24 protein-coding genes are annotated in these 25,011 nt (G+C 60.0%); 20 read left to right on the forward strand and 4 right to left on the reverse strand.

The features are described from left to right. A complete protein-coding gene (locus AB1576_04745) occupies positions 1–1,338 on the forward strand; it encodes a DNA methyltransferase (protein MEW6081079.1) in 1,338 nt (445 codons plus the stop codon). Positions 1,339–1,365: 27 nt separating this feature from the next. Here the strand turns inward: AB1576_04745 and AB1576_04750 are convergent, their stop codons facing one another. Next, on the reverse strand, positions 1,366–1,575 hold the full coding sequence (locus AB1576_04750; GenBank protein MEW6081080.1) for a DUF1657 domain-containing protein: 210 nt from the start codon (positions 1,573–1,575) through the stop codon (positions 1,366–1,368). Positions 1,576–1,626: 51 nt separating this feature from the next. Between AB1576_04750 and AB1576_04755 the strand changes: the two genes are divergently transcribed. Beyond that, positions 1,627–3,858, forward strand: coding sequence for an ATP-dependent RecD-like DNA helicase (locus tag AB1576_04755; protein MEW6081081.1), 2,232 nt, complete (start codon positions 1,627–1,629; stop codon positions 3,856–3,858). Between the two features lie 88 nt (positions 3,859–3,946). After that, complete coding sequence (locus tag AB1576_04760; GenBank protein MEW6081082.1) at positions 3,947–4,981, forward strand: S-layer homology domain-containing protein; 1,035 nt, start codon at positions 3,947–3,949, stop codon at positions 4,979–4,981. A gap of 1 nt (position 4,982) precedes the next feature. Here the strand turns inward: AB1576_04760 and ade are convergent, their stop codons facing one another. Continuing rightward, entirely contained in the window at positions 4,983–6,728 is a 1,746-nt protein-coding gene (gene ade / locus AB1576_04765) for an adenine deaminase (protein MEW6081083.1), read from the reverse strand. A gap of 14 nt (positions 6,729–6,742) precedes the next feature. Next, positions 6,743–7,258, reverse strand: coding sequence for a nitroreductase family protein (locus tag AB1576_04770; protein ID MEW6081084.1), 516 nt, complete (start codon positions 7,256–7,258; stop codon positions 6,743–6,745). A 585-nt stretch (positions 7,259–7,843) separates the two neighbouring features. Here AB1576_04770 and AB1576_04775 point away from each other — a divergent pair. From AB1576_04775 to AB1576_04790, 4 genes are all read left to right on the forward strand, one after another. Further along, entirely contained in the window at positions 7,844–8,074 is a 231-nt protein-coding gene (locus tag AB1576_04775; GenBank protein MEW6081085.1) for an FAD-dependent oxidoreductase, read from the forward strand. 9 nt (positions 8,075–8,083) lie between these two features. Continuing rightward, positions 8,084–8,296 (forward strand): hypothetical protein, encoded by a 213-nt coding sequence (locus AB1576_04780; protein MEW6081086.1) that lies wholly within the window; start codon positions 8,084–8,086, stop codon positions 8,294–8,296. A gap of 64 nt (positions 8,297–8,360) precedes the next feature. Continuing rightward, positions 8,361–8,606, forward strand: coding sequence for an FAD-dependent oxidoreductase (locus AB1576_04785; protein MEW6081087.1), 246 nt, complete (start codon positions 8,361–8,363; stop codon positions 8,604–8,606). Between the two features lie 59 nt (positions 8,607–8,665). Next, a complete protein-coding gene (locus AB1576_04790) occupies positions 8,666–8,800 on the forward strand; it encodes a hypothetical protein (protein MEW6081088.1) in 135 nt (44 codons plus the stop codon). Between the two features lie 378 nt (positions 8,801–9,178). Here the strand turns inward: AB1576_04790 and AB1576_04795 are convergent, their stop codons facing one another. Further along, a complete protein-coding gene (locus AB1576_04795; protein ID MEW6081089.1) occupies positions 9,179–9,469 on the reverse strand; it encodes a hypothetical protein in 291 nt (96 codons plus the stop codon). Positions 9,470–9,779: 310 nt separating this feature from the next. On the opposite strand from AB1576_04795, the gene AB1576_04800 reads away from it, so the two are divergent. From AB1576_04800 to AB1576_04860, 13 genes are all read left to right on the forward strand, one after another. Further along, positions 9,780–12,095 (forward strand): xanthine dehydrogenase family protein molybdopterin-binding subunit, encoded by a 2,316-nt coding sequence (locus AB1576_04800; GenBank protein ID MEW6081090.1) that lies wholly within the window; start codon positions 9,780–9,782, stop codon positions 12,093–12,095. Then, positions 12,092–12,973, forward strand: coding sequence for a xanthine dehydrogenase family protein subunit M (locus AB1576_04805; protein ID MEW6081091.1), 882 nt, complete (start codon positions 12,092–12,094; stop codon positions 12,971–12,973). Before AB1576_04800 ends, AB1576_04805 begins: the two co-directional genes overlap by 4 nt. Next, a complete protein-coding gene (locus tag AB1576_04810) occupies positions 12,970–13,440 on the forward strand; it encodes a (2Fe-2S)-binding protein (protein MEW6081092.1) in 471 nt (156 codons plus the stop codon). The genes AB1576_04805 and AB1576_04810 overlap by 4 nt, the downstream gene beginning before the upstream one ends. Before the next feature lie 266 nt (positions 13,441–13,706). Continuing rightward, the gene (locus AB1576_04815; GenBank protein ID MEW6081093.1) at positions 13,707–15,248 is read left to right on the forward strand and encodes a PucR family transcriptional regulator ligand-binding domain-containing protein; all 1,542 of its coding nucleotides are present in this window, start codon (positions 13,707–13,709) and stop codon (positions 15,246–15,248) included. Between the two features lie 211 nt (positions 15,249–15,459). After that, on the forward strand, positions 15,460–16,269 hold the full coding sequence (locus AB1576_04820) for a DUF2877 domain-containing protein (protein ID MEW6081094.1): 810 nt from the start codon (positions 15,460–15,462) through the stop codon (positions 16,267–16,269). Next, positions 16,266–17,195, forward strand: a complete 930-nt coding sequence (locus AB1576_04825; protein ID MEW6081095.1) for a carbon-nitrogen hydrolase family protein — start codon at positions 16,266–16,268, stop codon at positions 17,193–17,195. Before AB1576_04820 ends, AB1576_04825 begins: the two co-directional genes overlap by 4 nt. A 15-nt stretch (positions 17,196–17,210) precedes the next feature. Continuing rightward, complete coding sequence (gene fdrA, locus AB1576_04830; GenBank protein ID MEW6081096.1) at positions 17,211–18,773, forward strand: acyl-CoA synthetase FdrA; 1,563 nt, start codon at positions 17,211–17,213, stop codon at positions 18,771–18,773. Continuing rightward, positions 18,770–18,943, forward strand: a complete 174-nt coding sequence (locus AB1576_04835) for a fdrA domain protein (protein MEW6081097.1) — start codon at positions 18,770–18,772, stop codon at positions 18,941–18,943. The genes fdrA and AB1576_04835 overlap by 4 nt, the downstream gene beginning before the upstream one ends. Before the next feature lie 11 nt (positions 18,944–18,954). Next, positions 18,955–20,214, forward strand: a complete 1,260-nt coding sequence (locus AB1576_04840) for a DUF1116 domain-containing protein (protein MEW6081098.1) — start codon at positions 18,955–18,957, stop codon at positions 20,212–20,214. A 178-nt stretch (positions 20,215–20,392) separates the two neighbouring features. Further along, positions 20,393–21,748, forward strand: a complete 1,356-nt coding sequence (locus AB1576_04845) for a cytosine permease (GenBank protein MEW6081099.1) — start codon at positions 20,393–20,395, stop codon at positions 21,746–21,748. A 163-nt stretch (positions 21,749–21,911) separates the two neighbouring features. Beyond that, positions 21,912–22,652, forward strand: a complete 741-nt coding sequence (locus AB1576_04850; GenBank protein ID MEW6081100.1) for a cobalamin-dependent protein — start codon at positions 21,912–21,914, stop codon at positions 22,650–22,652. Between the two features lie 27 nt (positions 22,653–22,679). Next, the gene (locus AB1576_04855) at positions 22,680–24,086 is read left to right on the forward strand and encodes a monomethylamine:corrinoid methyltransferase (GenBank protein MEW6081101.1); all 1,407 of its coding nucleotides are present in this window, start codon (positions 22,680–22,682) and stop codon (positions 24,084–24,086) included. A 43-nt stretch (positions 24,087–24,129) separates the two neighbouring features. After that, a complete protein-coding gene (locus AB1576_04860) occupies positions 24,130–25,002 on the forward strand; it encodes a cyclase family protein (GenBank protein MEW6081102.1) in 873 nt (290 codons plus the stop codon). Positions 25,003–25,011 lie beyond the last annotated feature (9 nt).

Consider the following 25,011-nt stretch of genomic DNA (forward strand, 5'->3'; position numbering starts at 1 on the left):
ATGGACCTTACCAACGAGTGGAAGGGAAGGGAAATTGGCGATCATCCCTTCCACTCCATGTGTAGTTACATGGCGATGTTTCCCCCGGGCATCCCCCGGTACTTCGTGGAACATCTCACGGACCCGGGGGATGTCGTGCTAGATCCCTTCTCCGGGCGGGGTACGACACCCCTGGAGGCCTGCCTCCAGGGCAGGGTTGGCGTGGGAAACGACCTTAACCCCATGGCCCATGTGCTCACCAAGGCCAAGGTAGATCCTCCTGGGCTTGAGGATACGCTGCGCCGGGTTTCCCAACTGGAGGACCTGTACCCGCAGCCGCCCCAGGAGCCGCTGGAGGAATACAGGCGCCTGGAAAAGGAGTGGGAGAAAGACCCCCGCCAGGAGACCAGGCAGCGCATGCTGGATGCCTCTAGGTTCCTCCGGGGGGCCTACTCTGGTGACACCACACTCAAGTTGCCCTACTACCAGGATGAGGGATACTACCACGCCTCCGGGCCTTCCGGTTATACCAGGGAGCACCACCATCCCATCTGGATCTTCTTCCACCCCGAGACCCTGAGGCAGCTGGCATACCTTAAGGGCGCCCTTGGGCACTCCCGGGAGGACTGCTTCATAAGGGCGGTGACCCTGGGAATAATGCATGGGCACAGGAGGCCCTACCTGAGCCTTCCCATGCCCAACACCTTCAGCATGAGCCCGCGCTATGTGCTGAAGTACTGCGAGGAACGGCATCTTGTGCTTCCCCTTAGGGATGTGTTCCAGTGTCTCAGGCAGCGGCTCGAGCGGCTCTTTGAGGGACCTCCCCTGGCTGCTCGGGGCTATTCCGTCCAGGGTGACGCCAGGAGGCTAGGGGAAAACCTCGATGCCACCCTCAACTCCCTGGGCCGGAGTGTGAGACTTGTCGTGACTTCACCCCCCTACCTGAAGGTGATAAAGTATGGGCTGTATAACTGGATAAGGTTATGGTTTCTGGATGACACTACCAGTGAGAGTAACCGCCGGCTGGACCAGATGGTGGACAGTCTCCTGGATGACGGGCACAGGCTGGAGGACTACCTGATATTCATGAGGGAGACCATGGAGTCGGTCCGGAGGGTGCTGGCCAAGGGAGGCATGGCTGCCTTTGTCATAGGTGACGTGGAGAAGGCGGGGAGCAGGATAGTGCTGGCAGAGCACGTGTGGGAGGAGTGCGCCAGGCCTGCGGGCTTTGAGAAGGCTTGTACCATAGTGGATTCGGTGAGCGACGGCAGGAAGGTGACGAAGATCTGGGGGAGCACAAGGGGGCGGGCAACCAGGGTGGACAGGGTGCTGGTATTGAGAAACCCGGTCACAGGCTGAGGGGCTGCGGCCCCCCAGCCTGAGGTTTTACTGCTCACTTCTGAACTGTGGCTCCTCTTCCTCGATGAACCTGAGCCTGTTCCGGATTTGCTCGGAGGCGTCAAACATCTTGCTGGCACACTGCGTGAACATCTGCTTGGCCTGGGGGTCCTGTGTATCCTGGGCGAAACCCTCCAGGCTGGTCCTAGCACTTTCTATGCTGTTGAGGCATTGCTTTAGCTTAGAGTGGACCGTCAAGGGCGCACCTCCTTTCGGCCGCTACTAGTTTAACCTGAGGATTCCGGGGCCATGCCCGGCATTTTCCGTCACGGCCGCCTCGAGGAAGGGTGGTTTTCCATGGCTATTGTCGAGGGGACTCTGGAAAGAATTACCTTTAAGAACGAGGATTCCTGCTACTTGGTGGCCCGCTTCAAGGTACGGGAACGCCAGGACGTCATCACCGTTGTAGGCACCCTGCCCGGGGTGTCCGTGGGGGAAGAACTCCGCCTCGAGGGGGAGTGGGTGAGGCACAAGTCCTATGGCTGGCAGCTCAAGGTGGAGCGTCTGGAGCGGCTGGCCCCGCCCTCCAAGAAGGGGATCGAGCGCTACCTGGGCTCCGGCTTCATAAAGGGCCTCGGGCCGCGCACTGCCCAGAGACTGGTGGAGGAGTTCGGCCAGGATGCCCTCAGGGTGGTGCAAGAGGAACCCGGCAGGGTGGCGGCCTTGAAGGGCATCGGACCCAAGAGGGCCCAGTGCTTCCAGCAGGATACCCTGGAACGCAAGGCCATAGAGGGCACCATGGTGTTGCTGCAGGAGCACGACATTAGCCCGGCCCTAGCCATGAGGATATTCCGGAAGTACCGGGAAAAGGCTGCTGACATGGTGAGGGAGGACCCTTACCGCCTCGCCGATGAGGTTACCGGGATTGGCTTCAGGACTGCCGACCGGATAGCGCAGAGCCTGGGAATAGGCCCGGAGGCGCCCTCCCGCCTGTCTGCGGCGCTCCTTTACGTGTTAAGCGAGGCCTCCCAGGAGGGCCACGTATACCTTCCCAGGGAGTCCCTCCTGGAGACAGCGGCAGGGGTCACCCAGGCGCTGCCGGAGGGCCTCCAGGCGGCCCTGGCGGCACTCGAGGCCAGGGGCCGGGTGGTCCTGGAGCCGGGGGATCCCAACCCTGTATACCTTTCCGCCTCCTACAGGGCGGAGACAGGGGTGGCATCGGCACTGAAAAGGCTCAGGGAGGCCAGGGCCACAAGCCTGGAGGGATGGGCGGAAGACATAGTTCATGTGCAGTCCCAGCTGGACCTGGATCTCCACGAGAGCCAGGTGAGAGCACTGGGGGCTGTGGCCGGGGCAAATGTGACTGTGCTGACCGGCGGCCCTGGCACCGGCAAGACAACGGTGCTCAGGGCGCTGGTGGCACTGCTTGCCCGCCGGCGCATGCCCGTGGCTCTGGCCGCGCCCACAGGCAGGGCGGCGAAACGCCTCTCCGAGGTCACGGGCGAGGGGGCCAAGACCATCCACAGGCTCCTGGAGTACCGTGTGTCCCCGGTGGAGGGGGGGCGCTTCTTAAGGAACGAGGAAAGCCGCCTGGAGGCGGAGGCTGTGATAGTGGACGAGGCCTCCATGGTGGACGTGCTCCTGGCCCACAGCCTGGTGAAGGCCATAAGGCCTGGAGCCAGGCTGGTGCTGGTGGGGGACGCAGACCAGCTCCCCTCCGTGGGTGCCGGCAACTTCCTCAGGGATGTCATGGCATCGGGCGCGTTCCCTGTGATTGCCTTGTCCCATATCTTCCGGCAGGCATCGGAGAGCATGATCGTGATGAACGCCCACAGGGTGAACGCGGGGGAGTTTCCCCGCCTTAATGCCCCGGGGAAGGACTTCTTCTTCGTTGAGGAGGACGACCCCGACGCCCTGGGGGATGTCATCGTGGACCTGTGCGCGCGGAGGGTCCCAGCGTTCGGGAAGTGGCACCCTGTCAGGGACGTGCAGGTTCTCGCGCCCATGAGGCGGGGCGCTGCCGGTGTTGAGGAGCTCAACAGGCGACTTCAGGAGCGATTGAACCCAGCTGCCCGTGGAAAGCCCGAGATGCGCCTGGGTGCCTCAATACTGAGGCTGGGGGACAAGGTCATGCAGGTATGTAACAACTACGAGAAGGATGTGTTCAACGGCGACAGCGGGGTGGTGGCGGCCATTGACACCGGCCAAGGCCGGGTAACCGTGGCCTACCCGGACCGCAGGGTCACCTATGACCGGGCCGAGATCGATGAGCTGGTGGTATCCTACGCCATATCCGTCCACAAGAGCCAGGGGAGCGAATACCCCGTAGTGATAGTGCCCGTGACCACCCAGCACTACATGATGCTCCAGCGAAACCTCCTTTACACGGCGCTCACCCGGGCGAGGAGCCTGGTGGTCCTGGCGGGTACCAAGAAGGCCCTGGCCATAGCAGTGAGGAACAACCGTGTAGAGGAGCGTAACACCCTCCTCCGGGAGAGGCTACAGGGCCCGGAGACGCCTACCCGAACCAAGCCTGTGTGACCTTTCTGTAGCTTTCTTCAGAAAAGGAGATATCTAGCAGGCAAAGAATACTACCCTGAAACACCTTCGTTGCGGGGGCCCGGGTCAGGTGAAGAGAATCGCTCCTCTGTTTATGGTGTTTATTCTGCTCCTGTCAAGCCCAGTGGCAGCTTCCCCCCAGAGAGGCCACTGGGCCGACCCCTCCGTGGAGTTCGTTGCCGCCTTGGGAGCGCTGCCGCCTGGGGGATTCCGGGACCTCAACAGCGCCTTGAACCCTGTTGAGTGGAACGCAATAGTCTCAAGGGTGCTGGGCCTGGTTCCCGAGAGCGACGGTATGAAGGGGAGCCTGAGGCACTCCGTTGCCCAGTGGACAATGGGCCTAGAGACCACTACCAGTAGTGTGGTTTCCCGGGGGCAGGCCTTCGGAGGCTTGATGAGGGTATTCGGCCTCTACGGAGTCGTGGATACGGAGTCTGTGACCGAGGGTGATGAGAGGGTCTTCACTGACTGGCAAGACATCTCCCCGGAGTATCGCGGGCTCCTAGCCCAGGCCACCAGGGACGGTCTGATAACAGGCTATCCTGACGGGCGGTTCCTGCCCGGGAGGATGGTGACGGTGGCAGAGGGGCTGGTCTTCCTTCACAGGGCCCTGGAACGGTACGGGTTCATGGAGGCGGTCAGGGTGCCCAGGATCGCCGGGGCCTCCGCCCGGGAGTCCGCAGATGACGGCATCACCCTGGTCATCTACACCGACAGGACCTGGTACCGCCAGGACGAGAAGGTGGCGGTGGTTGCCGGGGCCGAGAACAAGGGGGACACCAGCGTTGCCTACACCAAGTGGAGGGTGGGGGACCCTGCCATCTACGTTTGGGCTGAGGTGGGCACGTCCCGGGTCTTCCTGGAGGAGGAGGGGCTTTCCCCGCTCCGCCTGCCCGCGGTCACATTTGAGAGGCTCCCCGCTAGTTCTGCCCTGATCCAGCGCCTGGTGTGGGACCTATCATCAACGCCCGGCATCAAACCGGGCGTCTACGCACTGCAGGCCTCATTCTACCCTCTCAGGTCTTCCGAGAACCCAGCCAACCCTGACATCATCAGGGTCAGGCTGGAAGTGGAGGTAAGGGCTCCTGAGAGGCCCAAGCCCTGAATCACGCCTCTAGCCCCACCAGCTGGAAACTCCCCACGTCCACCAGGCCCTTGTCGGTGAGTTTCAGCTCGGGTATCACAGGCAGGGCAAGGAATGACAGGGTGCCGAAGGGCCCGGGAAGGGTGCATCCCAGGTCCCTGGCGACGGCGTGCAGTGCCCTGAGCGCCCCGGTGACCTCGGCTATGCCCTTGTCGGAGAGCATTCCCGCGATGGGCAGGGGGAGGCGCGCCTTCACCTCGGCACCCTCAACCGCGGCAAGGCCGCCGCCCATTTCCTCCAGGGCCCTGACGGCAGTGGCCATGCCGGTGTCATCGCAGCCCACTACTATAATGTTGTGGGAGTCATGGGCGTAGGAGGAGGCCAGCGCGCCCCTCTTCAGCCCGAATCCCCTAACCAGGGCGGTGCCCACGTTGCCGGTGCCCCTGTGGCGCTCAACCACGGCGAGCTTCAGGATATCCCGGGCCGGATCCGCAAGGATCAGGCCATTCCTGGCCAGGGGCGTAACCCGGGACTGTCCTGTGATGATCTGGCCCGGAAGGGCCTGGATCACCCTGACCTCACCCCCTCGATGGGGGATGGCCAGCCTCTCCGGGCTGAAGTCCTTGAGCCTCAGCGTGCTGGAAACGGGGGGCGGCAGGGCCCGCGGGGCTTCCAGGAGTTCCCCTCCCTCCGCCACCGCCACACCGTTCTTGAGCACCTTCTTGACCTCGAAGGCAGCAAGGTCACTGACTATGGCTATGTCCGCCGCGTACCCAGGGGCTATGGCGCCCCGCCGCCCAAGCCCGTAGTGCCGGGCTGTATTGAATGTGGACAACTGTATGGCCCTGAGAGGGTCCAGACCCAGGGAGACAGCCCTCCTGAGCACGTGGTCCATGTGCCCGTCCTGGAGGAGATCCTCGGGGTGACGGTCGTCAGTCCCCAGCATGACCCGGTGGTAGTTGCCATGGGTGATTAGGGGGAGGAGGCCCTCCAGGTTTCTTGCAGCGGATCCCTCACGGATGATGATGCTAGCCCCCGCCCGGAGCTTCTCCTGGGCCTCGTCCAGCTGGGTGCACTCGTGGTCGGTGGCTACGCCCACACCCAGGTAGGCGTTGAGCTCCATCCCCGACAGGAGGGGCGCGTGCCCGTCTACAGTCTTGCCCGCTCCACGAGCCAGGAGCACCTTCTGGAGCACCGCAGGGTCCTTCATGAGGACCCCGGGGAAGTTCATCAGCTCGGCTAGGCCCAGCACCCGGGGGAGCGACAGGAGGTTCTGCACCTCGGAGGGGCCTATGGAGGCCCCCGCTGTCTCCAAGTGGGTGGCGGGGACAGCCGAGGGTACCAAGACGAAGACATCAAGGGGAAGGTTCTCGCTGGAGTCCAGGATGTAGCGAATGCCGGCACTTCCCAGGACGTTGGCTATCTCGTGGGGGTCGGCTACTATGGCTGTGGTTCCTCTTGGGATGACAGCCCTGGCATACTGGTCCACAGACACCATGGAGCTCTCGATGTGGACGTGGGCGTCAATTAAGCCCGGGATGGAGTAGAGGCCGCAGAGGTCCCACACCTCCCTGGCCTCCCGGTACTGCGGTCCAGTGCCGGCCACCATTCCATCGACAATGGCGATGTTGGTCCTCTCGGTCTCCCCGGAGAACACATTCACCATCACGGTGTTCACGAGCAGAAGGTCAGCCGGGGCACTACCCCTGGAAACATCGATAAACCGCTCCAGGCGAAGGAGAGCCTCAGGAGAAACAGGACTAGCCAAAGCCCTCATTCCCTTCAGATGGTCTTGGCCACCTCGGAGATGCCCCTCCTCTTGGGGGTCTTGGGTTCCTCGGCGGCGTATCCCACCAGGACCATGGCTACAGGCCTAAGGTCCTCAGGGCAGGCAATCACCTCAGCCACCTTATGCTCGTCAAAGGCTCCGATCCAGCAGGTGCCGTAACCCATGGAGGTGGCGGCCAGCAGCATGTTCTGGACAGCTGCAGCCGTATCCTGTATGGAGTAGAGGGACGAGCCCCTCACTCCGTAGCGAGCCCCTGAGCGGGCGGGGTCCGCGCACACCACTATTACCAGCGGGGCCTGGGCCACGAAGGACTGGCCGTAAGCGGCGTCCACCAGTCTTTGCTTGGCTGGAGCATCATACACCACGTAGAAGAACCAGGGCTGCCTGTTACCCCCTGACGGGGCCAGGATGGCGCACTCTAGGAGTTTGTCCGCTACATTCCCAGGTATGTCCCGGGGCTGGAAACTCCGGACACTCCTCCTTTTAGTGATGGCCTCTATTACATCCACTCTGTCATCCTCCTTCTAGCCTCAGTGTGCCTGGGCTTTCTCCTCAGGCTGGCAATGGGCACGGGCAATACAGGGGTGTACCCGTGACTGCCCCTTCCCTAATCCTACCTTGTCGATGCCCTCAACGCAACAGGCTCCAAGGGTTCTTGGCCCAGGTAGGAGAACCGGCTCTCAGGATAATGGGGTGGGACAGGGAATCAAGTGGGCCTGCTGGGTGTGCCACAGCAAGTGGCCAGCGGGATGGAGGTGTCTTCCCTGAGGGAGGGGACAGTAAGGGGCTTTCTACGGGAGGCTCTAGAACCTTTGGGTGTAACAAGATCACGCTTCCCGGCAAGTAGGCGAGACTGTCTTAGCATCCTGCCCTCTGGCGAGAGAAAGTGCCAGGCAGCGCGGGAAACGCCAGGCACACAGCTGCCTTCACACACGGTTTCTCTCCCCAAGGTTGATCTGGCTTTGGTAGCCGCTAGGGTGTACGCTAGGAGAGAAACTTTGCCCACCGCTAGGGGTGTGGGTTGTAGGCCTGCTGCCGCCCGCGGTGCCCGGGGTTGCGAAGGCTTGTGAGGTGGTGTCGGGGACGGGTTTGAGGTGGCCATCGCGGGTGCTGGTGTCGTGGGTTCTACCACGGCATACTACCTTTCCCAGAGAGGGCTCAGGGTTGCGGTTATCGAACGAAGGGCAGCTGCTGCCGGGGCCACGGGTTGCGCCCATGGGGGCATTAGCCTCCAGGGAAAGCCTCGCACGGTGGTGGATTGGGCGGCAGAGGGGCTCAGGCTCAGAGGGACTGGCCGAGTAACTTGGCTGCGATGTAGAGTGTAACTCCGGGGATTGCTGTCCCTCTCCCTGAGTCCCGAAGAGGACCGGGTCCTGGAAGAGATGTTCATGGACTGCCGCCAGGCCGGGGTGGAGGGCAGGCTCCTAGGGGCGCCAGAGGTCCTCCACCTGGAGCCCAGGGTGTCCCCTGGGGTAAGAATGGGGCTGGTCCTGCCGGAAGGCGTAGAGGGGACGGTGAACCTTTTCGCCTGGTGCAGGGCTTTCTGAAGGCCTCGGGCGCCCGGGTATTCATGGGCATCTCCCTCACGGGCTATGAGACCCGGGGGGAAGGGTGTCCGGGGCTGTCTGCGGGGATATGGTCCTTCCCTGTGATGCGCTGGTGGTATGCGTGGGATGCTGGTGTAGAGATCTAGGCGGGGTCTTCGGGGGAGTGCCGGTTTCCCCTAGGAAGGGCCAGGTACTAGTCCTGGAGAACAGCCATCCCGTACTGGAGAGGAACGTGATGGGCGGTGGCTCCTCCGGTTGCGACGGGCTCTCCCTGGAGTTCATAGCCACCCAGGCTAAAGTGTCCCCTTGATCGGGAGTTCCAGCGAGTGCCGGGGGGGCCTTGGGCTAGTCCCAGGGGTATCGAGGGCGATGGCGCGCCTTGCCCTGGGATACATGCCCTTCCAAAAGGGGCAGCGTATCACCAGGGAGTACGTGGGACACAGGCCTGGGTGTCCTGACGGTGTGGCCATCATGGGCCCCTTGAGGGTTCCGGGGCTCTGCTAGACAAGGGGTTTTCCGGGTATCGCCTCCCGGATCGAGTTCAGGGATGTGGCCACCCCGCTTAGCGTTGAGTGTTTCACCGGGAACTTCCAGGGTTCCTAGCCATGGAGTCCTTCCAGGAACGCCCTGGGTGTGATGATTAATGGGTTGAGCCGAACCCTTCCTGGACTGGAGGATTTCTACATGGCGGGGCACTGGGCCGAGGCATGATAGGAATTAGACCAGTACAGATCGGGCAAGTCGTCCAACCTCTCTGGAGAAGAGACGCGAGGCTTTCCTTATTTGACCCCGGGGTGCCTCTAGAGGATCGGCTATGCAGAGCATCCGTTAAATCACCGGATTCTAGGACTAGGTAGACCAGGCATGACATGTGATCTAGGTTCACCCACCTGCAATGGCTACAGGGACTATGAAGGTGTAGATGTCTCGGTCCTCCAATGCGCAGGCAAGGTCTACTTGCATGAGGCTCCTCCCATTCCTGATCACGTGCAGATTGAGCGCATTTCCCAGCTCGATGCCGTAGGTTGCGCGAATGGTACTGAAGAGATCAGATAGGGTGTCCCCCTCCACCAAAAGGTCTACGGTTGATCCTCCCAGCGCGCTAGCTACCTCAGGGGCCCCGTAGAACACGATTTTGACTCTCTTGGTGTAACGCGGATCCTTCTCAGACATCCGGCCCCCCTCCCCCGTGTAGGATTCTACATTGACGATATGGTTCCACTCTGTATGGGCCTTTCCTTCAGCCCCCTCGCGGGGGGGCTCAGCTGCCCGCTCTTGAAATCGATAAGTTTACAGGGGATTTTTCTTCTAGAACCAAGGGGACCTGAGCGGTCTATGGAGAAGACCCAAAACCAGGCCCCGCGTTTTGTGGTGCTTACCCAAAGGAGAGTAAAACGGGCCCAACGAAGTGCTATCAGAAGTTTCGGACCATTTTGGTCGTTGACTTCTGACTGGGTCTACTCCATTCTAGGGAGGTTTTGCCATGAGTGGCGGCACGTATGTAGGTGCGGACGTGTTAGATGTTAGGGCAGTGAACAAGGTAACAGGTGCCATGACCTATGCGGCAGACGTGCACCTGGCCGGTCAGCTTTATGCAGCCATGATACGCAGCGAACATGCTCATGCCATCGTTACGGACATCGACACCAGCGAAGCTCTTGAAGTAGAAGGCGTCGTGGCCATTGTGACCTATAAGGACTTTCCCGAATTGCACTTTGGCACTTATGTCCATGATCAGACAGCATTTACCTCTCACCCCAGATATGTGGGCGACCCAATTGGCGCGGTGGCTGCCGAGACCCAGGCAGCGGCGGAGAGGGCCGCCCAGCGAGTGAAGATCACCTACGAAGTGCTACCCCACATACTTAATCCAGAGGAGGCCTTTGGGTCTCGAGACATCATTCTCCATCCGGAGATGCATACGTACAAGGGTTACCCCGGCTTCTTCAATTTCACGAAGGGCACGAACGTTCCAAACCACCTAAGGCTAAGGAAGGGCGATGTGGACAAGGCCTTCGGAGAAGCAGATTTCATCGTCGAAAGTAGGATCTCAGTTCCACCTATCTACCACGGGACCATTGAGACTCATGCCTGTGTCTGCAAGTATGACCCCGATGGCTGCCTGACCGTCTACTCAACTACCCAGGGCCCTTTTCTTCTTAGGGAGATGCTCTCCAGTGCCATGGGTATCCCCATGAACCGTGTTGCGGTAATCCAGACCGCAGTAGGAGGCGGCTTTGGGGCCAAGATATCGGGGAATATCGAGATTAGGGCAGCGGCTCTGGCACAGAAGTGTGGTTACAGACCGGTCAAGCTCGTGATGTCTAGGAAGGAAGAGTGGGAGACCGTCTACACGCGGTCGGCGCTCATCGGTTACTACAAGACAGGTGTGAACAAGGAAGGTAGGATCATTGCACGCAAGGTTACCCTTTACTGGGACGCTGGAGCCTACGCCGACTACGAGGTCTCGGTGGCCAGGAGTGCCGGGTACATGTCGGCGGGTCCGTACGATATTCCGAATGTGTGGATCGACTCCTATGCAGTGTATACCAACAAGCTGGTGGCCACAGCCTACCGGGGGTTCGGCTGCTCGGAGACCACCTTCTGCTACGAGCAAGACATGGATATTATCGCGGGTAGGATTGGCATGGATCCCATAGAGTTCCGGCTCGTTAACGCCTTGGAGAAGGGAAGCCTGAACGCTACCGGCCAGCGCTTGAGGTCCTGTGCATTGAAGGACTGTATCAATATCGTGGCGGAAAAGGCCACAAAGATGGAGAGCAACGAGCGGGTGAAACGAGGGCGTGGCATAGCCTGCATGCAGAAGTTCACGGTCCATACCGTTCCCACCTCTGACATTGTGAAACTCAACGAGGATGGCACCGTGATCCTGGAAACAAGTGCCGTTGATATAGGCCAGGGCTCCGACACTGTTATGTCTCAGATCCTCGCGGATGTGCTGGGTATAGGGTTGGACCGGATCTCCGTTGTCCCCGTCAACACCAACTACACTAGCTACGGCTGGCAGACCGCAGCCAGCAGCAAGACATTCTTCAATGGCAACTCAGTGATAAGGGCCGGGCTAGAATTGCGGAGGAAGATACTCAGGTCAGCGTCAAAGGTGCTCTGCATACCGGAATCGGACCTTGGCACCAGGGATGGGAGTGTCTACTGCCTAAGTGATCCCAGAAGGATGCTTCCTTTTTCCGCCGTCGCCTTAGGGGTCTACAACGAGGAGGGTGGTCTCAGCGAAGGGCCTCTGGTGGGGTATGGCGTTTACACCGTTGAGGATGGCACTTTCCTGTGCCCTCATACTGGGCAGGGGCGAAAACCCTCAGCCTTCTGGATGTTCGCGGCGATGGTAGCGGAGGTAGAGGTTGACACGGAGACTGGACAGATCAGGGTGCTCCGGCTGATTAGCGCCAACGACGTGGGCAAGGCAATCAACCCCAAGATGGTCAAGGCCCAGATCGTTGGGGGGGCTGTTCAGGGCCTAGGCTCAGCCCTATACGAGGAGACCATCATCAGCGGTGACGGTAGGGTTCTCAATGCCAACATGCATGACTACAAGATGCCTACCATCGGGGACTGCCCGCAGGAAATCATCGCGATCCCCGTAGAGACACAGCCCGATCCTGATGGCCCATTTGGAGCAAAGGGGGTAGGCGAACCCGCCATGGCCTGCCCCGCTGCAGCCATAGCAAATGCAGTGGCCAACGCGCTTGGGGTCAGGATTTACGACCTACCATTGAGTCCGGAAAAGGTACTCGACGCCATCGAGGAGGAGGGACGGTCATGAGGGCTCCACTGGCACAGGAAATCTTTGAACCCCAGACTGTGGAAGAAGTCCTAGAGATCCTTGCCAAGCATGGACATGATGCTTCCATCATCGCAGGAGGCACTGACCTTGTGGTCAAGTTGAAGGATGAAGTGGTGAAGCCCGGCATCCTGGTGGACATACTCGGGCTTCCCCTGGATAAGATTCAAGGCTCGCGAGCTGGGGGATTCAGGATTGGGGCTACAGTGACGGCAAGCCAGATGGCTAAGTCCCCGGAGCTGCGCAGAGAACTGCCGGTGCTTGTGGAAGCCGCCAAGCACCTAGGCGGGCCTCAGACATCCGAACTTGCCACGGTGGGCGGAAACATCTGCAATGCATCTCCCTCGGGGAACCTGGCCAGTGTGCTTATGGCCTTGGACGCCTCGGTGAGGCTTGCTGGGCCCAACGGTGAGCGGGTGGTCAACCTCGAAGACTTCTTTGTTGGGCCTGGCAAGACCGTCATGGAGCCCTCGGAGATGCTGGCCGAGGTGGTGATCCCGGCCATTCCCTCACTTTACGGCACGAAGTACGTTAAACACACGCTGAGGCGGGAAATGGACATTGCCATAGTGGGGGTGGCGGTGCTCATGATCCCCGAGGGGAAACGGGTGAAAAAAGCCAGGATAGCCCTGAGTTCTGTGGGGCCCACCATCCTCCTGGCGAAGAAGGCCCAGTCAATCCTGGAGGGTAACCTGTTTTCCCTGGAACTGGCGAAGGCTGCGGCCAAGTCAGCCCAGGAGGAGGCATCTTACATTGATGATGTGAGGTCGTCCGCAGCCTACCGGAGGAAGGTAACGCCAATTGTCGTAAAAGCGGCCATAGTTGAAGCCTGGGCCATGGCTGGAGGTGGGGAACTGTGAAAAGGGACATTAGCTGTGCCATCAACGGCAGGAAAAGGCGGTTTACCGCTGAACCCTGCATCACCGTGCTGGATGTGCTCAGGGACGTGCTGCACCTGACGGGAACAAAGGAAGGGTGTGGGACGGGGGACTGCGGCGCGTGCACCGTAATCTGGAATGGGAAGGCTGTCAACTCGTGCCTGCTCTTGGCCAACAGGATGGAGGGTGCCGACATCTGGACCGTAGAGGGAATGATGAAGCACGGCAAGCTCCACCCCATCCAAGAGGCCTTTGTGGAGGAGGGCGCGACGCAGTGTGGCTTCTGCGCTCCAGGATTCATAATGAGGATAAAGGCACTCCTGGAGGAAAACCCCAATCCCAGCGACGATGAGATAGTCCAGGGCCTGGTGGGCAACCTGTGCAGGTGCACGGGCTACCAGGACATAATCTCCGCTGTGAGGCGGGCAGCCGAGAAAATGGGAGCCTGACTCCCCGGGCAGGCCAGATCATCCGGGGGTGGAGTTGGCCCCGCGGGTTAACCACACGGTGTCGTTCACAGGCATGTGAGGCCTAAGGGTCACGAGACTCCCTCCCTAGCGGATGGGAGTCTGACTTGGTATGTACCTCCTGCATCCTGGCCAGGTTGGCCCTATAGCTTGTCTGGAACGGACTGCCAGCGGCACCGTGAAGGAATGAGGTGTCCCAAGGATGAATGTGCAGCAGCACCACTCCGATGCCAAAGGGGGGTGTCCAAATGGAGCAGGAGCTGGGCTTAACGGTAGGAGAAGCCTTGGAACTCTCTCCCCTGCGCGCTTTGCGGCTTGTCGCGGGCGAAGGAGGGTTAGGCAGGAGGATTCGCTTCGTCGAGGTAATGGAAGTACCCGATATCGTCAACTGGGTCAAGGAAGAGGAGTTCCTCGTCACGGCGGCTTTCTCCATAAAGGATGACCCTGATGCCCAGGGCCGGTTGATCCCCGCCCTCGTGGCCAGGAACCTGGCAGGACTGGGGATCAAGCCCCGGCGGTTTCTTGAACGCATACCCGACGTGATGATCACCCAGGCCAATGAACTGAATTTCCCCCTGGTAGAAATTCCTTTGGAGATGAGTTTCTCTGATGTACTGGGCCCGATCATGACCGAGATAATCCACCGGCAGATGGACTACCTGCACCGAGCGGAGGATGTCCACAAGCACCTCATGGAGGTAATGATCAAGGGCGGGGGGATGGGGGACATAGCCACCACCCTAGCTGAACTCCTGGCCAATCCCGTCTTGGTGACCGGACACGATGGGGAGGCATTAGCCTTCGCTTGCCCTGAGGGGCACCAGGTTACCCTGGAGAGCCTCAGACAGTCGAAAGGTTCGCCGGAGAGTGTAAAGGTGCCCATAATCGTTGAGGACAGGTACTACGGGGACATTCTTGCGTGGCAAATGGGGTCACCCTTCAAGAGGAGCCACATGGCTGCCATTGAGAGGTTCAGCACGGTGGCGGCACTCAGGATCGTCAGCGACAAGGCGCTGTTCGAGGTGGAACGCCGCTACCGGAACGAGTTCCTGCACGAGGTCCTGACCGGGTCGATCCCTTCGGATGAGGCGGCTATCGTGCGCGGCCGGTCCGTAGGCTGGGATCTTGACAGGGCCCTCGCCGTGTTGGTCATCGCCGACCTGGCGACGCGAAGCGGGCGTACAGCCGGGGAAGCCGAAAGCAAGAGGGAGCGGCTCATGCGCACCCTGAACTTCCACTTCTCCGATACCATAGCCGGGGAGAAGGGGGAGCATGTGGTGGTCCTGGTGCCTGGGGGACCACGCGAGGGGGAAACCATTCTTAGCACGCTTAAGGGTATGCTCGGTTTCGACCTCAAGGGCGGAATGGGCAACCCCGCTTCAAAGCCTAGCGAATTGTCCACCAGGTACCTGGAGGCGGTGATGGCGCTGGAGGTCGGAGCCTACATGGGGAACGGGGCACCCTTGACCCGGTATGGCCAACTCGGGGTGTACAGGCTCCTCTACCTCATAGAGCGCGCAGACCTGGGGCAGTTTGCCAAGGACATCATCGGTGTCCTGAAGGAGTACGATCAGAAGCACGGGACTGACCTTGTGGAGACCATCAATGTATACCTGGATAGCTGCTGCAATATCCGGCTGACCTCCAAGCGCATGTTCGTCCATAACAACACAGTCCTTTACAGGCTGCAAAGGATCAAGGAAATAGCTGGTCTTGACCTTCAGGACAGGGAGACTCGCCTCAGGGTGGAGGTGGCCCTGCGTGTCTCCCGGCTGGGTTTGGACCGGTGACCTTCCCCTTGCCTGCCTTGCCCGCCAGATAGATGGGCCACTGAAGGGCTCACCTTTATAATGCCCGTCAAGAGCCGTTCCCCCTAGCCCCTGGCAACGCACTCCCGTTTTCTCACAAACCGCCATCCTCCGTTTCGTGGGTTTGCCACAAAGGGCAGACAATTCTTGAACTAGAATCGTATTCCCATCAGTAACTGGGGAGGAAGCGGCGTTGATCAGGGCCAGGATGATCGGCTCATTGCTCGCGCGTTGCCTGACCGGGGATGGGCTCTCCGGAACGGTCATTGCTTCCGTGCGGGGAGCCGTGTACATCCAGGTGAGGGGACTGCCGGTGGTCTCCCTGTCTTCTGACTCCAACGGCAACTCCGCCCTGTCGGCCACCCTTGACATGGACCCTGAGGCCTTGGACTGGAGGCAAGGGACTCCCCTCTTTCTCAGCCGTGCTGGGGTGTTCCACGAAGACCTCAGGGTAGTATCATTTGACGGCGCCTCAGTATGGGATGCTGGGGGCTTGGTAGGCCCTCCGGCGGCATCGCGCCAACGCATCGTGGCGGCGGGCAAGGCGGCGCTGGACCTGGTGTGGCCAGGGTGTGCAGTTCCAGGCGCCGGTGAGGTCCTGGAGATGCTCAGCCGGTACCGCCCAGGCGCCTCCGAGTGGGCACTGAATCTCCTCGGGTTAGGTCCTGGCCTCACCCCGGCAGGGGACGATGCCCTCGCCGGGATCACCGCTGTCCTTGCTGTCTCCTCTCGCTCCATGAGGGCTTTGCGCTTCCGGTACCATGTCGTGGCCAGCTCGTACCGCCACACCAACCTCATCTCCATAAGCCTCCTGGCCCAGTGCGCCTCAGGCATGCCACCGGAGGTCCTGGCCAGGTTCATCAGGGCCCTTCTTCTAGCCGAGGATGTGACTCAAGCGGCTGAAAGGCTATCCTGTGTGGGCCATACATCTGGAAGTTTCATGGCACTTGGCGCCATTCTTGGTGCAGGCACTAGTCAGCAGTGGACGGAGGCGTACCCATGAAAGCAGTCACGGTATGTGGGATCCAGATTGCATCAATCCCTGGGGACGTGCGCCAGAACGTCCGCAAGGCTTTGGACTGGCTGGCCAAGGCTCAAGGAGAGTTCGGAGCCGAGATTGCCGTGTTTCCGGAGAGTGTCACCACCACCTTCAACCCGGGGATGTCAAGAGAGGCCCTCTATGACATAGTCGAGCCCATACCGGGAGACGTCACAGACGCATTCTGCCGTGCTTCATCTGATCTTAATACCATAGTTGTGCTGCCCGTCTATGAAAGAGGGCGTGACCGGCCCACCATCTACAACTCCGCAGTCCTCATAACCCCGGGTAGTGGAGTGGTTGGGGTTTACCGGAAGACCCACCCCTTCACCACAGAGCGGGTAGAGGGTGGAGGTTGGACGACACCTGGTCACACCGCTAGGGTATACCAAACCTCCTGTGCCATGCTGGGGATGATGATCTGCTATGACGGGGACTTCCCTGAACTGGCCAGGGTCATGGCCATAGATGGCGCGGAGGTGCTAGCCAGGCCGTCCGCGTTTCTCCGGAGCTATGACATCTGGCACTTGACCAACGCGGCCAGGGCCTACGACAATCACGTCTACGTGGTGGCGGTGAATGCGGTGGGCCGTGACGGTGCCGGGAACTACTACGCTGGACATAGCATGGTCATAAGCCCTACCGGCGAGAAACTGGCGCAGGCCAGAGGCTCCGAGGAGATTATCGTGGCACGCCTGGACCCTGATCCCATGAGGTATGTGAGCCCTGGCACCCGTGCCCCCATGGTATTTGACCACCTGCAGGACAGGAACATCGCAGCGTATGAAGGGATTATCCGGGAGGCGCGGAGCGCCTTTGAACCTGCCCTCAGGGTGCCATACGGACGACCAGCCGGGAAGTCACGCGAGGAAGACAGTCCAGCATCATAAGGCGGTGGATGTGCTTTGCCGGTTAAGGTGACCGTACGAAAGAACACCTACTATGACTCGGTTACTCTCATGTGGCTTTCCCGTGAAGCCAGCGGAGTTCCCGGGATGCACCAGGTTGTGGTAGTGATGGGGACTGACCTGAACAGGGAACTCCTGGACCGGGTTGGGCTCTTGGATGAAACTGCCAGGAAGGCCGGGCCCTCAGACCTTATCATCGCCCTGGAGGCCGTAGATGATAGGGCCATTGAGGCTGGGGAGCAAGCAGTAGAGGATCTCCTCAAGCGCAGGCAGGAGCTGGCGCCGGACGCTGAACACCGTTACGCTACGCTTCGGTCGGCGCTTCAGGCATTCCCGGAGGCTGACCTGGTATCCATATCAATCCCCGGTAGGTACGCCTGGCGGGAAGCCGAAACCTGCATCAAAGCCGGGAAGCACGTGTTCCTGTTCAGTGACAACGTGCCTCTGGAGCAGGAGGTCAGGCTCAAACGCATTGCCCAGGAGCGAGGTCTCCTTCTCATGGGCCCCGACTGTGGCACGGCGGTGATAAGTGGTGTCGTGCTGGGATTTGCCAACGTATTGAGGCGTGGCCCCATTGGGGTGGTGGCCGCCTCGGGCTCCGGTGCGCAGGAGGTCACCAGCATGATCCACAACATGGGGAGCGGGGTCGCCCACGTCATTGGCACGGGCGGCAGAGACCTCAGCAGGGAAGTGGGAGGCCTCATGATGGCCATGGGCATCAGTGCGCTGGCCAGGGACTCATCCACTCAGGTCATCGTAGTGATATCCAAGCCTCCCCACCCTGAGGTCTCTCGAGGGGTCCTCGAAGTCTTGAGAAATACCGGGAAGCCAGCGGTTGTATGCTTCATGGGAGCCTGCCACAGATCCAGCCTCGCAGATGGCATATGGGGGGCCGATACCCTGGAGAACAGCGCCCGTATAGCAGTGGCCCTTGCCCAGAACGATGACCCCGCCTCTTGCCTTGGCCATCCCTCGGGATGGGGACGGTGGGTGGAGGTGGCTGCCCGGGAGGCCCGGAGGCTGGCTCCGTCCCAGGTCTTCGTTAGGGGGCTCTACTCAGGGGGGACCCTGTGTGATGAAGCCATCCACATCCTGTCGCGCACACTGGGGCATGTATACTCCAACACGCCGCTGGGCCCCGGGCTGAAGGTGGAGCGAATAGGGGCTGGCCACACTATCTTGGACCTGGGAGACGATGCCTATACTCAAGGCCGCGCCCACCCAATGATAGACCCGACCCTTCGGCAGGCAATGATCCTAGATGTCGCCCAAGACCCCAGGACTTCAGTCCTGTTGCTTGACTGCATCCTTGGCTATGGCTCCCACCCTGACCCCGGGGGCTCTCTGGTTTCTTCCATCATGAAAGCGAGGGAGATAGCCCTGTCAGCTGGCCGGCACCTACCGGTGGTGGTGTCAGTGTGTGGCACCGACCTTGACCCCCAGAACAAGGACGAACAGGCCAATCGGCTCCGGTCCGCCGGCGCTTTGGTGCTGGATTCTAACGCCCAAACAGCAGCCTTCGCAGGCAATCTCATGGCAGAAGTGGGGGGTACACCGTGAAGGATGTCCAGGATCTGCTGTCCCGTCCTCCCAACGTGATAAACGTGGGACTGGAGATCTTCTACAAAGATCTCAAGACCCAGGGTGTACGGGCGGTCTCTGTGGAGTTTCGCCCGCCGGCGGGCGGCGACGAGCACTTGGCGGCAATACTGAGAAGACTCCAGGGTTAGGAGGAGAACAAATGGACATAGACGCAGCCAACCGAAGGGCCATCGACAGGGTGCTCCAAAGCCAGCCAACACTGGTGGGCATCGGGACTGCACTAGAGACCGTGCCGGGTATGGATGGGAAGACCCTTCTGCACGCCGGGCCGCCGGTGGCATGGGATCGGATGTGCGGTCCCATGCGAGGAGCAGTCATGGGAGCCCTCATCTACGAAGGGCTGGCCCAGGATGCCAACGAGGCACTAGAGGTGGCTCAGTCCGGAGAGATCACCTTTGACCCCTGCCACCATCACCAGGCGGTGGGGCCGATGGCGGGCATCATCTCCCCCTCCATGCCGGTGTTCATCATAGAAAACGCTACCTTCGGAAACCAGGCCTACTGCACCCTTAACGAAGGCCTTGGCAAGGTGCTGCGCTATGGAGCCTACGATCCCGAGGTCATCGAGAGGCTCAGGTGGATGGAGAGAGTGCTGGCACCGGCGCTGGCAGAGACCTTGGAGGTATGCGGGGGCATCAACATCAAGAACCTCCTCTCCCAGGCGGTGCAGATGGGGGACGAGGGTCACAACCGGAACCGAGCGGGAACCTCCCTCTTGATCCGGGAACTCTCCCCTCATCTCGTGAGGTCTGGTGTCTCGCGACAAGACGCTGCTTCGGTCTTGGAGTTCATTAATGGAAACGACCATTTCTTCCTCAATCTGACCATGCCGGCGGGCAAGTGCACCATGGATGCGGCTCATGGGATCCCAGAGAGCACCCTGGTTACGACCATGGCTAGGAATGGCACGGACTTTGGCATCAGGGTGAGCGCCTTGGGGGACCGGTGGTTCACAGGCGCTGCTGAGGTCCCGCAGAGCCTGTATTTCCCCGGATTCAGCGAAAAGGACGCCAATCCCGACATCGGCGACAGCGTTATAGCGGAAACCGCCGGGTTTGGAGGGTTCGCCATGGCGGCTGCCCCAGCCATCGTAAGGTTTGTCGGTGGAACCTCCAAGGATGCGCTGGCGGCCACCCTGTCCATGTACGAGATAACCATGGCCGAAAACGATGCGTACCTCATACCGCCCCTAGATTTCCGGGGCACGCCCACCGGCATCGACCTGAGAAAGGTAGTAGAGACAGGTATTCTTCCGGCCATCAACACCGGAGTGGCCCACCGGGAGCCCGGGATCGGCCAAGTGGGAGCAGGCCTGGTCAGGCCACCCATGCAGTGTTTCCGGGAGGCCCTGTTGGCCTTCGCGAACCATGTGGAGTCCGTGGAGACAGTACCGAGCTAACCTCAGGCTCAAGAGGGGGTGGGTACGGGAAAACGTACTGGCTGTGCGGGGACAACAGATGGGGTACCCAGGGGTGATTCGAGGCCACAGCTCTGTTGGGCATCGATCGGCGAACAACTGAGTGACCGCCGTATCCGGAACTAGGGCACCAGAATTCCCCATCGGGAGGTTAATCACAATGAGCAAGGCAGACACTCTGAAGAAGGTACAGAACGAAGAGACCACAGGTTATGCCATAACGAGGGTTCCGGGCGCAAGGCGCATTAGTACCTACTCCTTGTCCACTACCTGGATGGGCTGGATCTTCTACATGGGTGGCCCCTACATGGGCGCCTTGATAGCTGCGTCCATGAGTCCCTCCGCTGCGCTCTCCGCCATTATCGCTGGAAATGTACTGTTGTTCGTAATAGCCTACTTGAACGGTGACATTGGAGCTAAGATGGGGCTTTCGGTCAGCATGTGCTCCCGCTTCTCTTTCGGGAATATCGGCACTGTAATACCGTCACTGGTCTACTGGATAACCCTGGCTGGATGGTTTGGGGTCAGCATCGGCCTGCTTGCGGCCGTGCTGGAGAGCAACATCGGCGGTGTGGCTTGGCTCTGGTCCGTTATCACGGGTGTGATCATGACCATCATGGCGGTATACGGCATGAAGGTCATATCCAGGTTCGCCTTCTACGTGGCGCCCGCCATCCTCATCCTGATGGTTGTGGGGTTTGCCTTGGCTCTGGGCAAGATGCCCGCTGGGCAGAGCCTTTTCCCCGAGGGTCCTTTTGTGGGCAAGTCCTGGCTGTTAGCCTTTGGTCTCACAGTTAGCCACTGGATTGTCGGGGCATCGCTGGCACCCGATGTGATGCGATTTGCCAGGAGCAAGAAGTCTGTGGTCTGGGCATCATTCTGGGGCTTTGTGGTAGCCAACAACCTCATTATGCTTCTTGGTGTCCTGACCTCCTGGGCGCTGAACACCATGGATTTCTTCGTCGTCATGCCCACCCTGGCGGGGGACTTCTGGAAGGTGCTGTCACTCCTGGTTATCCTAGGGGTAGTGTTGACCAGCGGAGACTGCCAGTGCTACACATCAGGCCTGGCCCTCTCCAACCTCACGAAGTGGGATTCCAGGGTTACCACTGGCATAGCCGGTGTTATGGGTGTGATACTGGCGGTGTCCGGCATCTACGGCCAGGCCATCAACTGGCTGCTGTTCCTAGGAATCTTTGTACCGGGCGTGCCTGCAGTGATGATCGTGGACTACTACTATCATCACAACCAGAAATACCCATTGGTGGAAAACGTCCGCCTGGGAGCTAACTGGAACGCCATCATTGCCTACGGCATTGGCGCTGTCGTGGAACACTTTATGACAAATGTCTGGGGTGTAGGGGTCTTCGCACTAAATGCTTTTGTTGTCACTGCGGTCCTCTACATCATCCTCACGTCCATTAACAAGGTGCGCGTTTTTGATCCTTCGGCCCCATCTGCCAGCGGCTACTACTTAACCCCTGAAGAACAGCGGGAGATGGGACTAAGCTCGTAACTTGATTTCCATGGTGCCCCAGCCCCCTTACGGCGATAGTATTCTGCGGATGTAGCACAGGAGACGTGGCAGGGGCTGGGGTGACCATGGATGCAATGATGGGGAGGCGGTGCAGGGATACACCTATAGCGTCGCACGAAATCATCGAGAAGGGAGACTGAGCATGAGCGACCTAATCCTGAAAAGAATCGCCGAAGCTATCGTCGCCGGAGACATACCTGCGGTTGAAGCTGCGGGCAAAGAAGCAATCGAAGCTAGAATAGAGCCCCAGGTCATCCTGGAAGAGGGTGGCAGCCGCGGCCTGGATATCGTGGGTGAGAAGTTCGAGAACCTGGAGTTGTTTCTCCCGGAGCTTCTCGCCGCCTCAGAAACCATGAAAGCCCTAAACAACATGATCCATCCCCTGTTAAAGGCTGGGGAGGGAGAGCTAGCAAAAAAGAAGGCCAACGCCAAAGTGGTGTTTGGCACCGTGTACGGCGACCTTCACGACATGGGCAAGAACATGGCGGCCACGCAGCTAAGCCTCCACGGCTATGAGGTGTTCGACCTAGGTACAAACGTGCCGGTGGCCGAGTTCTTTAAGGCGGCGGAGCAGTACGGTGCCCAGATCATTGCCATGTCTTCCCTCATGACCACCTCCTCCTATTACCAGAAAGACATGGTGGACTACCTCAAGAAGGTCCAGAAGAGGGACAAATACTACGTGATTGTGGGCGGAGGTATTGTAACGGAGGACTGGGCCGAGGAGATAGGCGCGGATGGCTACGGCCGGACCGCGGTGGACGCCGTGACCCTGTGTGACCTCTTGCTGGACCAGGAGCCCGGGACAGGCACAATCCATGTATTCCAGGGCTCCACCAGGAGACATGGTGCGGAGAAGACCTACTACAAGGAACTGTACTAGGGAGACTCTGAAGAAGGAGGTATGAGTATGGCTTCCCTGAAGAGGATAGTTGAAATGCTCCAGAGGGCCAAAGAGGGGCCTGCCTGCACGGAAAAGGAATGGGAACGCAAGATAATCCCGGAAACGAACCGGAAGTACCTGAAGAAGTACGGGCTTGAGCATCACTACAATCCTAATACCCCCGTCAACCAGGACCTGGCGCTGGCGGACCGGTTCTTCGAGGCCGGCTTGGAGATGGCAGCGGAACTTGGGTTACTCTGTACCAGCACTGAGACGATAATCAAGGTCTCGAAAGAGGAGATACTCCAGGCGCTCCGCGATGCCCCGGACCACCTGGTGCTGGGTGAGGGCAGGGACCAGGTGACAATGCGAGCCAGGACACCTGAGGACAAGAACCCGCCCATCTTTGCGGGCCCCTTGTGCATACAGGTTTCCGAGGACCTGTTCGTTCCCATCTCCGAGGGTATCTTCAAGAGCAGGAAGGTACGGATCCAGGAGGGTCCTTCCATAGATACGGTGTTCGGGAAGCCCGTCTACTCCGGCTCCCCGTTCGAGACGGCTGTCGGCGTGAGGGAGGTCCAGCTGAAGCAGGAGGCCATGTGGCGTGTAGGGCGTCCCGGGCTACCCCAGATGGGTATCGGCTCAAGCACAACTGAGTACGGCAACCTGGGGGCGTTCCACCTCCAGAATTCGCCGAGCAACCGGGCCATAGCCATCATCCTGAACCCCTCGGAGCTGAAAACCAACTTCACCTCGTTCCACAAGGCCATCCATGCCATCGGCTGTGACGCCTATCTCGACTGCGGCGGGGCCTATGCCATGATAGGCGGGTTCAGCGGTTCTCCGGAGGGATGCGTCCTTACCAACATCGCCACTGACCTTCTCATGTTCACGATCCTCCAGTCGGATGTGGCGGCCAGTGCCATCTATGACATGCGCTATGACTCCAGCTGCTCCCGTCACGCGCTGTGGGCAAACACCGTGGCGACCCAGGCGGAGGCCCGTCATACCCACATGATGCTCTACAAGCTCATCAACCAACTGGCCGGGCCCTGCACTGAGGAAATCCTCTACACATCCGCCGCAGGGACCATAGCAACCGCTGTGTCCGGTGTGGCCTTCCAGATAGGTCCGCGGACGGCAGGCGGGCGGTTCAAGAACTACCTCACGCCGCTGGAGCACTGGTTCATGGCTGAGGTGTTCGAGGCCAGCGCCGAATTGTCTCTGGAGAAGGCCAATGAGATTGTCTCTTACCTGCTCAGCACGTACGAGGCGGGGCTAAAGGATCCACCTGAGGGTAAGAGCTTCATGGAGTGTTTCGACGTGAAGACACTGGCACCCAGCAAAGAGTGGGTCGACATAGCGGACAAGGTTGCCGGTGACCTGTGCGCCCACGGCCTGCCCATGGGTGACCCAGTGGTGACCCGGGCGTAGGAAGACCTGGCGGGAGCATGGCGCACGAAGGGAGAGGAACGGCTTGAAATTCATCGATTTGACAGTACCTCTAGGGATCGCCACGCCACCGTGGCCCACCTACGAGCCCCTGCAGGTGAAGTACTTCAAGAGGCTGGCGCCCAATGGCGCCAACGGGCAACTGGTGACCCACTCAAATCACGTGGGGACTCACCTGGACGGAGAAATCCACTTCTACACGCCGGGGAAGGACATAGCCTCGCTGGACATGGACTACCTGGTGCATGATGGTGTTGTGGTGGATCTCTCTGACTGTACCGCGGACTATGACATCTACACATCCAAGCAGGTGGAAGAACGGGTGGAGGTCAGGGAGGGCGACATCCTGGTAATCCACACGGGGTACCACCACTATGGCTGGGATCAACCCACAGCCGACGAGGTACGGTACATGGTCAAACACCCAGGACCGGACCGCGAGTTCGCGGAGTGGGCCAAACACAAGAAACTCCGGTGGATCGCGGTGGACTGCGGCAGCGCAGACCATCCCATGAACACCATAATCCGGAACTGGATGCCCCGGCAGGCCAAAGAGGCGGACGCGTTCTTCCAGAAGAAGTTCGGAAGGAAGATTGAAGAGGTGTTCACCGACGACAAGTACCAGCTCATGCACCTTGAGATGTTCAACAAGAGCATCATCCACTTGGAGTGCGCTGGCGGTGACCTGGACCTTCTTTTGAACCAGAGGGTCACAATCGGTTGCTTCCCCTGGAGGTTTGTGGACGGTGAGTCCAGCATCGCGCGGCTGGTGGCCATGGTGGATGACGAGCGCTACGAAACGCTTATGGAGAAGAAGGCCAAGGCCGAACTGACGCGTTTTGGGGATGTGGCCGGCGACCGGAACCCATGGCTTCACGAGGAAGCCAGGAGGAAGTAGGGGATGGCC

The sequence above is a fragment of the Bacillota bacterium genome (genome assembly GCA_040754315.1).
Lineage (GTDB): Bacteria > Bacillota > Sulfobacillia > DUSP01 > JBFMCS01 > JBFMCS01.